Genomic DNA, 11,760 nt, shown 5'->3' on the forward strand with positions numbered 1-11,760 from the left:
TCCATTATTATTATTCTGCGATACGCAAATCGGTCGGGGCACTTACGACCGCAGTGCCCTGTTGTCAGGGCATTCGATGACCTAGATATCCCGATTCCCAACATATAGATACGGAGTCACCAGTTGTCAAACACGATGCTTGCTCGCAATTCCGGAGATGTCAACCGGGCTGACTTGACGGACGACGACGGCAACCCGCCGAAAACAGTGCCAACAGTTCGTATGCTTTACGTGGTCGGTGGCCCGGGTATGGCTGATCGGGTTGACGTATGTGACCTTTTCGCCGTGCGTCTCGCGCAAAAAGGATTTCAGATTCAGTGGGTTTTATATGATGCGCAGCCGGGGCCGAAATGGCGCAGCACCCGGTGGCACGGCGCCCCTGCGTTCGTCATCTATCAAAGTGGTCGGCGCGGGTTGGCCGGAAAAGTTCAGAACAAGTTGCGCAACCTGGTTGCCGATCTGCGGACCTTCCGGCTCGCCCTTACGGGTCGCTACGATATCGTGCAGGTGCGAGATGCATTCCTGGTTGCAGTGCTGGCGTTGCTGGCGACGCGATTGCGTGGCGGCAAATTTACTTACTGGGCGTCCTACCCGTTTGCTGAGTCTCGTGTCATCGATGCGCGGGAAGGGCGGGCGCGTATCCCGGCGCTAAGCCTCATTGGCGGGAAACTTTCGGCTTGGTTACAGTACAAGATTATCTTGCCGCATGCCGATCATATCTTTGTTCAGAGCCGACAGATGCTGGAGGATTTTCGGAAAGAGCAGGTGGCCGAGCAGTCGATGACGCCGGTTCCGATGGGGATCGGAGAGCATTTGCTCAATCATCCCCCATGTGAGGTGACACCCTACACTATTCTTTATCTTGGAACCTTGAATTCGGTCCGTCGGCTTGACACTTTGGTCGAGGCGCTCGCAATTGTGCGGCAGCAATTCCCCGAGAGTCGCTTGGTGTTTGTCGGGGAAGGTGAGTTTCCGGAGGATCGGCAATGCCTTGAACAGGCGATCAGCAAGTTTGGCCTTGCAGATGCCGTGGAGATTACCGGGTGGCTGCCGGCGGCCGAGGCGCATGATCGCGTATGTCGTGCCGCCGTGTGCGTCTCGCCCTATTATCCAATCCCGATTCTACTCTCGACGTCGCCGACGAAATTGATTGAATACATGGCGTTGCAGCGGCCTGTGGTGGCCAACAGACACCCGGAACAGTCCGAGATCATCGCTGAGAGTGGTGCGGGAATTTGCGTAGACTGGTCGGCTGAACAGTTTGCGGAGGCGATTTCAACCTTGTTCGCCGACCCGATTGCGGCTGAGGCAATGGGTCAGCGGGGGCGTGCCTATGTTCGAGACAAGCGGCTGTACTCAGGGATCGCTGAAGATGTCGCCGCAGAATATTTTCGGCTGCTTTCCGGCGACAAGGTGTAACTCTCGCGGGACAGCTGAAAGGGGGACGCAGGTCTCGCGTGCTTTCGGCGTGCGGCAGATAATGATACGTGGTTTTTTTCCCTGATTGTGCGATCGGAACAGGATGTTTGGCGCCCTCTGGATAGCGCCGCGGTGCTTGCTGGTGACTTTGGCGTGAAGATTGCTTAAAAAACTGTCGAGAACAGGCTGGAACAGCCCCCTCGCAATAACTCGGCAAGTCGTGTTCAGCCGGAGTGGCGCGTCTTGACGCCAACCGCTTTCGGCGACGAATGATGGAGATCCTTGTGGTGCAGGTTCCGAACGCTCAGGCGACTCTAATTGTGTTGGCGTTTCTTGCATCGCCGGGACTCTCGCTCGGTTGTAGCGACCCGGCGGTTCACCCCGAAATGGCCGAGTTCAACGCCTTGTTGGCGGCGCTTCCGCCGCAGTCTCCAGGTCCGGTGCAGGTGAAATACCGGATTGATGGAGATCGCCAGGTTGGCAATCCGCTGACAATCCGCATTGCATTCTGGCAAAAAGTACCTGCTAAAGGAACGTTTCTCTTAACGCCGAGTCAGGGAGTGGTGCTGGACGGGTCTCCGAACACTGGCGAAATTCCTTATCGGGCTTTCGTTGATGTGACTGTGCGGCCAGTGAAGAAGGGGTTTCATTATCTTAAGGTTGAGACGATGATTGATGTCGGTGGCGCCGAGTTGCGACGAACCGAACTGGTTGGTATTGCAATTGCGTTAGATGAGGTTGCAGTCGCTGAGAAGGGCGTTGCCGGCCGATTCGACTTTGCTGGTCCGAGGCTACGCCAAGTCCTGACTGAGACGCCGGAACGCAGCATTCCGTAACCGATGGCGAAAGAATGAGCGATGTTGCTTTTGAAATTTCGTCCCTTCGGTTTTACTGTATTGAGAACAAGGGTGTCATCAGCCGAACGATCGATTCGGTCCGTGGTCGACGAGAACATCATTGCCTGACTTCCGATTGTTGCTAGACATCGGCGTTCAAAGCGTCCGGAGATGTTGTCGCCAATCATGCGTCAGCCGTCATTACTCATCCTATACAGCATTTGCCGGTAGCCGGTTATCCTATGTGCAACACCCCTGGCCCACTCGCTTCAAACACCAGTGCCGATCGCCCCTCCAAGGCAGGGTTTGTGCCGGCCCTTTCCGCACCAATAATCTTTGTTACCGGTGCATCGCGCTCAGGGACGACGATGTTGGCGCGGATACTGGGTTCGCACAGCGGCATCTTGATGCTCAACGAAATGCACTATTTCGGTGCCGACTGGGATCCTTACGACGCTACGCGAGAGTTCTCAGAGCGGCGACTGGCGGACCTCGCGGGAGAACTGCTGGCTCGGCAAAATCACGGGTTGTGGCAGAATGGTCCTTCCGCCGATGAGTGCAATTGGGGGCAGCGTTTGGTAGCGGACTTACCCGAGCACGAGCGCGGGCCGGCGGAATTATTTGCGGCTGTCTTGAGTCGCCTTTCGGCGGATGCGGGAAAGACCTTTGCGTGCGAGCAGACGCCACGAAACATCTATTATGCCGCGCGTCTGTTGGAAATTTATCCCAATGCGCGCTTTGTGCATATTGTGCGCGATCCGCGGGCGGTCCTCGCCTCGCAAAAGAACCGCTGGCAGGTGAGGCGCCTCGGCGCCCCACATGTGCCGATCTCGGAGGTGTTGCGGATTCGCGTGAATTATCATCCATACACGATGACCAATCTGTGGGTGAAGGCCACCGATGAGGCGTTGCGTCTCGATGGCCATGCCCGTTTCAAGATGGTGCGTTTTGAAGATCTGGCGGCCGACGCAGAAGGAAGTATAAGGGATGTCTGTTCGTTTCTTAGTCTACAGTTTGAGCCGGGTATGCTCCAGATTCCGCATTGGGGTTCATCGAATGTCGTGAGCGATAGCAAGCAAAAGGGCGTGTCGGCGGAAGTCGTGGGCAAGTGGCGGGATAGCTTGTCACCCGGCGAGGTCAGGATCTGCGAAAAGACTGCCCGCAATCTGATGCAGAAGCTCGGCTATGCAACAGAGTCTCCCGATCGTGGCGGCACGTTGTCGTTGATCCCCAGTCTGTTGTCTTACCCTCTGCACTTGGTCGGTGTGGCAGCGTTCAATCCTGCTCGCGCCTGGATTCATGTCCGGGAGATGCTTCGGCGTGGTCGGACGACACAAGGTTCCTGAACCGGATATTTGCAGTCGTGGTTTGGTTTCTTGGGAAACCGGACCACGACGGCGGCCTGTCGCGCGCGTCACCAACTCGCCTCCGCAGTCATCCAGTGTGCACCGGGTGGGTCCGCATTTTTTTAGCGCAAGTGGGTCTGTCTTGCTTAGCGTTGGGGGCCAGCGGTGAATAGCGAAAAGCGAGTATGCTTTGCAATAGTCGCCGGACGGGTGCGCAGGTTCCGGTTGTGCCGGAGTTGACGGAGCGGCAGTCATAGGCTAGTCTGTTCAAGCTGGGATAAATCGACTGGCCTAAATCGCCAGTCGTGGTTGTGAAAGGCGATTGTGAGATGGTTGGCGAAGGGATAGATGGGGCTGGCCTTTGGGATGTATCCGGTCGCGTTGCGCAGCCCGCACAATCTTCAACAAAACCACATATCTTCAAACCTGACTGCGCGGCATTAGCCGAACGCAGGAGCTTCATAATGTTCGCGAAAAATGCTTTTTACTTTCTCGCGGGGCTCGGCTTCCTGGCGCTGGCGAAGGCCAAGCATACCGTTAAAGGGTACTCGTCGCCAAAACCATTCGATATGTCGCAGACGCAACGATGTATTGACTATGATATTAAGGTTGTAGATGAGTGGCTGTCGCATCTGCAACGTTATAGCGCAGACGAGAATCCCATTGTCGGAAAAAATGCGCTTGAATTAGGGCCGGGCTCCGACTTGGGAATCGGCATTTACCTGCTCTCGCTGGGATGCGCAAAGTATAACGCGTGCGACGTCAATGACCTCGTGAAGATCACTCCCGACATATTTTACGAAAAGCTTTTTGAGCATTTGGGGGCGCGCGGTGACGCGGCTAAGATCGATTTTCTGAGAGAGCAGCTAGCAAAAGCGAAGGCCGGTATTCCCGGTCAACTGAACTATGTTGTTCGTAAAGACTTCGATATTGTCGCGGCCTTCGGTAAGAACTCGATCGATCTGGTGTTCAGTCAAGCGGCTTTCGAGCATTTCGACGACGTTCATAAGACGGTGGAACAGCTCAGCGCGGTCTGCAAGCCAAATGCCGTCGTGGTGCTTGAGATCGATCTCAAGACACATTCTCGGTGGATACGCGACAACGATCCGAACAACATTTACCGCTATCCGAGTTGGCTGTATAACCTCTTCTGGTTTCGCGGTATCCCCAACCGGGTGCGGCCGTACCAGTATGTTGATGCGCTAAAGCGTTGTGGGTGGACAGATATCTCGCTGCGTCCTAGCGGTACCGTTAAGGATCCGGTGACCGCCTACTCAGGTCTGGCGAAGGTATTTTCCGACCACATGAATCAAATGGAAATGTTGACTATCACCTTGTGCGCAAGAAAATCTTAGCCGTATTATGCTGAACAGTTTCTTGATGACCAGGGCCAACTCCCTTCGTCGCACAAGGCGCTCCGCCGGAGTTGGCCGCTGATCGATGGACTAGGCTGTCAGTACGCGTTTTTGTGGACGAAACCGTGAATGAACGTCGCCAAAATGATCTGGATGTCGAGCCACAGCGACCAGTTTCTGATGTAATCCAGGTCGTAATCCACTCGCTTTCCCATTTTGTGAAGCGAATCGGTTTCACCGCGCCAGCCGTTGACTTGAGCCCATCCGGTGATGCCGGGTTTCACCTTGTGGCGGAGCATATAGCCGCCGATCAGGCCTCGGTAGTACTGATTGTGGGCGACGGCGTGAGGGCGTGGTCCGACGATCGACATTGAGCCTTGCACTACGTTGAAGAACTGGGGTAGCTCGTCTAATGACGTCCTGCGCAGGAAGCCTCCGAAGGGCGTCACTCTGAGATCTCCCTTGCACGCTTGTGTGACGGTACCATGATCCTCGCACACGCTCATGCTGCGAAACTTCCAGACCATGATCTCTTTGCCGTCGAGGCCGAAGCGGCGCTGCTTGAACAGCACCGGGCCGGGTCCGCTCATTTTGACACCGGCGGCGATGAATGCCATCGGCAACGCAAGGAGTAACACTGCGATGGTGCCGACTATCAGATCCTCAATACGTTTGACCATCGCATCGGGGCCATGGAACGGGCTTTCATAGACGCTCACCGCCTTGATGCCGTCCAAGTTCACGCACCGACGATGCAGCGCATCAATGCGACCAATGTCCGGCATGGACTGCAACGAACTCGTTGCCCCATCGATATTGCGGGAGCGCCGATCTTGCACCAGATATACCGAAGACGTGCTGTCTCCCAATCTCCGTATCAGCGACTCGATCTGTTGCTCGGCATGGTCCGGCGGCAAGGTAATGTAGACAACGTCTACATCGCCGCGACAGGCAAGTTCAACCATTCGATCAATGGATGCCGGAGCACTGGCGCCGGACGTTACGTGAGTGCCATCCGACGCCGCGTCGTCGAACAGGCCGACTATCCGAAATCCAAGCCAGTGGTTTTCGTTGGCCCACCGTGCGATATGCTGACCCAGGTCGCTATTTCCGGCAATCGCCAACCGTCGCGTGTTGTACCCATGCGCTCGCGCCCACCGCAGGGCGAAGCGGACACCGATCCGCGCGGCGACCAGCAGCACCGGAGTCCCGAACAGCCAGTAGAGGATGGTTTCCGGTGGGTAGCTGAGGGCATCGCGCTGCATGTAGAGTGCGACGAGGGATACCGCGGTGACGCCGAGCCACGATTCGGTGGTATCCCACACCTCAGTTGCCATCGACTCGGTACGCCAGGATCGGTAGAGGTTCTTAGCGCTGGCAAGGAAGTAGAATACCAGCACGCCAATCACGCCGGTCAGGGCCAGCGAGGACGACCATGGCAAGCCTGTCCACTCGCGGGCCAGGTAGAGGCTGGCCAGGATGATGAAGGCGTCCGCGACGCGGTGAACGATGGACAGAGTGCTTTGGTGGTATCGCAATCGTCCCCGGCTGGATTGCCGGACTAGGGCAGAATCGATGATGTTTGCAGTCGACATCGTGAGTTCCTCTATTCAAGTTCGGCCGACGGTTTCAAGTGCCGGTAGCTGCACTTCGCAGGAATCGGTAAGCCCTGTCCGGCGGTCGGACATCGCCGAGGACGGGCCAATTCTTATCATTGTTGCACGATCGAAAATCCGCTTTCTTGGCCGCCACGAGGGGCGGGTCACTCCCCTATTCGGAACTTCCTGTTGTACTCGGGCCAGATCCAGGTCTCGGGTCTAGCATAGGTTTACGAACGACAGATGCGAATCCTGTGCCACTCGATCCCCCGGATCTCGATCCCATGGTCAGCCACGAGAGCGCAATCGGAGCCCACGCGCACCAACCTAGAGCGTCTTGCCGTGCGACCTCTGGATGCGCTTAAACCGCCAACGCCTTCAATGCGGCCACCACGGCATTGCGGGCTGCGACGCGTACATCGCTCGCCGTCACATGGACCTGGGCCACTGGGGCTAAACCCCCGACTAACAGCTCGTCTCATGCCCGATCTCAGAAACGCGAAACCTGCATCGCAATTTGCGAAAACCGTCCTTAGCCCGTCGTTTCATTGCGGACAACTTCGGACCGAGGCTGGAACCTCCGCAGGACGATGTCAGTTGTCGCGTCTCGAGACTGAGTAGAAGTACCTTAGGAGAATTACTACGTGACATGCAAAAACGGTGCCAGCGATGGGTATCCTGCTCTTTGAACCCGCGCACGGTCACGGAGCCGATTCTCGCACTAAGATATGACGCTACAGAGTTGTGTAGTTGACTCATTGGCGTTACAACTATCGGCTGTTGGCAGGAGGGCTGAAGGGCTTGCAGGCGGCCTGGAGCCGGTGGAATCTGCGAAATCAGAGAGTGTTTGGTCCGTCCGCGGTGGGTCGAACAGGTGTCGGGTGGGCCTGGGGGTGAAGCGTCTACAGATGCGCCGGAGCCAACCCGCCAGGGCCGCAAATTTCCAGACCTGCTGTACACGAGTTCTCATCGTCTGACCTGCTGGACAGGTCGGAGCGGTGACCACAAAAACGCTTTATCGCGAGGGTATGCAATGATAGCCACGGAATCCCGAGCGCTTCTCTATCTCCGGCCGTCGGGTGCGGAGGATCCGTTTTCCGCTGATCTGAGTCTGCAGGGTTGGAGTGTCCATCCGGCCTCACATCCCGATGAGGCCCTTGAACTGATCAGTCAGCGTGACTTTCTCGTGGGCTTGGTCCACTGGGATGGGTCGCACGGCGACCAGCACGCCTTGGGCTCTGAACGAGAGCATGTGCTGCAGATGCTCGATGCGAACAGCCACATCAACTGGGTGGCATTGCTGGCCGATGCGGCGAGTACGTCGCGCCCCGTTTCACGGGTCATCACGACGCACTTCTACGATTACCACACATTGCCGCTGGATCCGGATCGGCTCCTGGTCACCTTGGGGCACGCCTACGGCATGGCCGAGATGGTGCGGTTTCACGCCGAGCCGAACGCATTTCATGCAATCCATCACGAGATTCTGGGACGCAGCCCGGCGATGCGTGCGCTGATCCAGAGCATTCAAAAGGTTGGGGCCATCGATCTGAATGTGCTGATTCGGGGCGAGAGTGGGACCGGTAAAGAATTGACCGCACGCGCCGTGCACAGCCTTTCGCACCGAAGCAATGGTCCGTTCGTTGCGGTGAACTGCGGGGCGCTTCCCAAAGATCTGATACAGGCGGAGCTGTTTGGACACGAGAAGGGGTCGTTTACCGGCGCTGACCGCCGTCGATTGGGGCGGATTGAATCGGCGCAACACGGGACGCTGTTCCTGGACGAGATCGGCGATCTGCCGATCGAGTTGCAGGTCAATCTACTGAGGTTCCTGCAAGAAAAAACGATTGACCGGATTGGTGGGGCCAGCGAGATCCCGGTCGATGTGCGGGTGATTGCTGCAACCAATGTCAATCTTGAGAAGGCCGTGGAGGAGGGACGCTTTCGTGAAGACCTGTATTACCGGCTGAATGTGTTGCATCTTGACATGCCGCCATTGCGCGAGCGCGGGGAGGATGTCGAGTTGCTGGCGGGACACTTTTTCCGGGAGTTCGCTAACAAGATCAACCCGAATCTCAAAGGGCTCAGTCAACAGTCGATCGATGCGATCAACGCCTACCCATGGCCCGGAAACGTTCGGGAAATGATCAACCGAATCCAGCGGGCGGTGGTGATGTGCGAGGGACGATTGATCAGTCCGCGTGATCTCGGCCTGGATCAGGACGCGCCGAACTGTTCTCTCATGACCTTGGCCGAAGCCCGGGCGAAGGCGGAAAAGGAGGCGATCGAGACCACGCTCAGTGCGGTGCGTAACAATGTGTCCAAGGCGGCGCGGCGTTTGGATATCTCGCGGGTGACTCTCTATCGACTGTTGGAGCAGCACGCGATCGACTGGCAGCGCGATCGAAATACGTAAGAATCTGCCGATGTGGAGGGGCGACTGAAGTCGCCCCTACAGTCGCCCCTATAGCCCCTGCGGATCTTGCAGGCATGCGCGGTCGGGGTGTTTGTTCCTGGGAATCACCTGAGGTCAATCAGCCTGGCGGCGCAGGAAGGCCGGGATATCGAGATAGTCGAGATCGTTATCGACCGCCTCGGCGGTGTTGCCGCCCGCGGTTGCCCCCTTGCGGTAGATTGCCGGACGCCGGTCCAACTCGGCGTAGTCCGGTCGGCTGTCGTCGCTATCCGCGGGCACCAGTCGCATGTGCGGCTCGTCGCCGCTCTGCCGCATGATGGAGATGCGGCGCGCGCCCAGGCCGGTGGCGACAACGGTGACGCGCAGTTCGTCATCCAGGTCATGGTCGATGACGGTGCCGAGGACGACGGTCGCATCGTCGTCGGCGAAGTCGCGAACGGTGTTGCCGACCTCGTCAAACTCACCCATGGTCAGACTTGCGCCGGCGGTGATGTTGACCAGAATGCCCTTGGCGCCCGCCAGATCGATGTCCTCCAGCAGGGGACAGCGGATGGCGGCCTCCGCGGCCTCCCGGGCCCGATGCTCGCCGCTGGCGGCGCCGGTCCCCATCATGGCGACGCCCATCTCGGACATGACGGTCTTCACATCGGCGAAGTCGACGTTGATGAGCCCGGGACGGGTAATCAACTCGGCGATACCGCGCGTGGCATTGAGCAGCACGTCGTTCGCCGATTTGAAGGCCCCCAGCAAGGTCATGTCCTTACCGAGCACCGCGAGCAGTTTCTCGTTCGGGATCGTGATCAGCGAGTCGACATGCTTAGCCAGATCGGTGATGCCGTCCTCGGCAATCCGCCGCCGCTTGCTGCCCTCGAACGGGAAGGGCTTGGTCACCACGGCGACGGTGAGGATGCCCAGTTCTTTGGCGACCTCGGCAACCACGGGGGCCGCCCCGGTGCCGGTGCCCCCGCCCATGCCGGCGGTGATGAAGACCATATCCGCACCCGCCAGGACCTCGGCGATGCGCTCACGATCCTCAAGCGCGGCTTGCTTGCCGACCTCCGGGTTGGCGCCGGCCCCCAGACCCTTGGTGATCCCCGAGCCCAGTTGCAGGATGGTCTTGACCTTCAGGCCCTTGAGTGCCTGGGCATCGGTGTTGGCGCAGATGAAGTCCACCCCCTCGATGGTGGACTCGACCATATGATTGACGGCGTTGCCCCCGCCCCCGCCGACGCCGATGACCTTAATCACCGCATTTTGGCTATGGGTATCCATCAGTTCGAACATCGTTGCATCTCCCCTAAGTGTTGAAGGTAACCGAAAAAACCTGAAACCCCGTTCGTTCCCGCCCATGGCGGGACCGCCCCCCCGACTCGGCACGGGCGCCCGCACCTCGTGCCACGGGGCCGCAGTTCGCGGCCCCTCAACTGATCGTTCCCGCATGTGTCAGCCGCCAGCATCAGTGCATCGCCGGTACCGCCCGCTCGCGTCCGACAGGGTGTATCCGCGTTCGTCAACCCGGTCGCAACGGCTGGCGGCTGGGCAGGGCTCACGGCTAGAAATTGCCCCGGAACCAACTGCCCATGCGCGACCAAACGCCCTTGATGCCCCCGCCGGCACTGAGGTCGGGACGCTTGGCGAAGCGGTTCTGGCGCGCATAGATCAGCAGACCGACGCTGGTGGCGAATACCGGGTTGCGCATCACCTCATCCATGCCGATGACGTACTGTGGTGTGCCCAGGCGGACGGGCATGTGAAAGACTTCCTCCGCCAGTTCGATCAGCCCCTGCATCTTGGCGCTGCCGCCGGTGAGCACGACGCCGCCGGCGACCAGGTCCTCAAAACCGCTGCGACGCAACTCATTGCGCAGCAGGGTGAGCAACTCCTCGTAACGTGGCTCCACCACCTCCGAGAGGGTCTGGCGCGAGAGCCGCCGCGGCGGGCGATCGCCGATACTCGGGACTTCGATGGTCTCACTGCCGGCAGCGAGTTGGGTCAGAGCACAGGCGTGCCGGATTTTGATCTGCTCCGCGTGCTGCGTGGGTGTACGCAACGCGACCGCGATGTCGTTGGTGACCTGATCGCCGGCGATCGGGATCACCGCCGTGTGACGGATGGCGCCATCGGTGAAAACGGCCATATCGGTGGTGCCGCCGCCGATGTCGACCAGGCACACCCCCAACTCCTTCTCATCCTCGCCGAGCACAGAATAGGAGGCGCTGAGTTGTTCCAGGACCAGATCGTCGACTTCCAGGCCGCAGCGGCGAATGCACTTCAGGATATTCTGGGCCGCGCTGACCGCACCGGTGACCATGTGCACCCGCGCCTCCAGGCGCACGCCGCACATGCCGATCGGTTCGCGGATGCCCTCCTGGTCATCGATGATGAATTCCTGGGGGAGGATGTGGAGCAGTTGCTGGTCGGCCGGGATGGCGACAGCCCGCGCGGAGTCGAGCACCCGATCCACATCCGCCTGGGTGACTTCACGATCCTTGATCGGCGTGGTGCCGTGAGAATTGAGGCTGCGGATATGGCTGCCGGCGATCCCCGCGTGGACCGAGTGGATCTCGCACCCGGCCATCAGTTCGGCCTCTTCCACCGCGCGCTGAATGGACGCGACGGTGGACTCGATGTCCACCACCACGCCTTTTTTCAGACCGCGGGACGGATGGGTCCCGACCCCGATGATCTCGATCTGGTCATCGTCTTTCAGTTCGCCGACCAGGGCGGCGATCTTGGAGGTGCCGATGTCCAGGCCCACCAGCAGGTTCCTGTCGTTACGTCGTGACATGC

At 58.8% G+C, this 11,760-nt stretch carries 8 protein-coding genes; 5 read left to right on the plus strand and 3 right to left on the minus strand.

Annotated elements, in window-relative coordinates; genetic code table 11:
• Nucleotides 1–123 precede the first annotated feature (123 nt).
• From QZY03_RS05445 to QZY03_RS05460, 4 genes are all read left to right on the plus strand, one after another.
• Nucleotides 124–1,419 carry a glycosyltransferase gene (locus tag QZY03_RS05445; RefSeq protein ID WP_295578836.1) on the plus strand — a complete coding sequence of 432 codons (1,296 nt, stop codon included), beginning with the start codon at nucleotides 124–126 and terminating at the stop codon, nucleotides 1,417–1,419.
• Nucleotides 1,420–1,688: 269 nt separating this feature from the next.
• On the plus strand, nucleotides 1,689–2,255 hold the full coding sequence (locus tag QZY03_RS05450) for a hypothetical protein (RefSeq protein ID WP_295578838.1): 567 nt from the start codon (nucleotides 1,689–1,691) through the stop codon (nucleotides 2,253–2,255).
• 242 nt (nucleotides 2,256–2,497) lie between these two features.
• Nucleotides 2,498–3,601 (plus strand): sulfotransferase, encoded by a 1,104-nt coding sequence (locus QZY03_RS05455; protein WP_295578840.1) that lies wholly within the window; start codon nucleotides 2,498–2,500, stop codon nucleotides 3,599–3,601.
• A gap of 464 nt (nucleotides 3,602–4,065) precedes the next feature.
• Complete coding sequence (locus QZY03_RS05460; RefSeq protein ID WP_295578842.1) at nucleotides 4,066–4,956, plus strand: methyltransferase domain-containing protein; 891 nt, start codon at nucleotides 4,066–4,068, stop codon at nucleotides 4,954–4,956.
• Nucleotides 4,957–5,054: 98 nt separating this feature from the next.
• Here QZY03_RS05460 and QZY03_RS05465 read toward each other — a convergent pair whose 3' ends face one another.
• Complete coding sequence (locus tag QZY03_RS05465) at nucleotides 5,055–6,551, minus strand: sugar transferase (protein WP_295578844.1); 1,497 nt, start codon at nucleotides 6,549–6,551, stop codon at nucleotides 5,055–5,057.
• A 1,036-nt stretch (nucleotides 6,552–7,587) separates the two neighbouring features.
• Here QZY03_RS05465 and QZY03_RS05470 point away from each other — a divergent pair.
• Entirely contained in the window at nucleotides 7,588–8,970 is a 1,383-nt protein-coding gene (locus QZY03_RS05470; RefSeq protein WP_295578877.1) for a sigma-54 dependent transcriptional regulator, read from the plus strand.
• Nucleotides 8,971–9,084: 114 nt separating this feature from the next.
• On the opposite strand, the gene ftsZ is transcribed toward QZY03_RS05470, so the two are convergent.
• Nucleotides 9,085–10,254 (minus strand): cell division protein FtsZ, encoded by a 1,170-nt coding sequence (gene ftsZ, locus QZY03_RS05475; RefSeq protein ID WP_295578845.1) that lies wholly within the window; start codon nucleotides 10,252–10,254, stop codon nucleotides 9,085–9,087.
• 268 nt (nucleotides 10,255–10,522) lie between these two features.
• Nucleotides 10,523–11,758 (minus strand): cell division protein FtsA, encoded by a 1,236-nt coding sequence (ftsA, locus tag QZY03_RS05480; protein WP_295578848.1) that lies wholly within the window; start codon nucleotides 11,756–11,758, stop codon nucleotides 10,523–10,525.
• Nucleotides 11,759–11,760: the final 2 nt, after the last annotated feature.

The organism is uncultured Lamprocystis sp. (genome assembly GCF_903933125.1).
In the GTDB taxonomy this organism is placed as follows: Bacteria; Pseudomonadota; Gammaproteobacteria; order Chromatiales; family Chromatiaceae; genus Thiodictyon.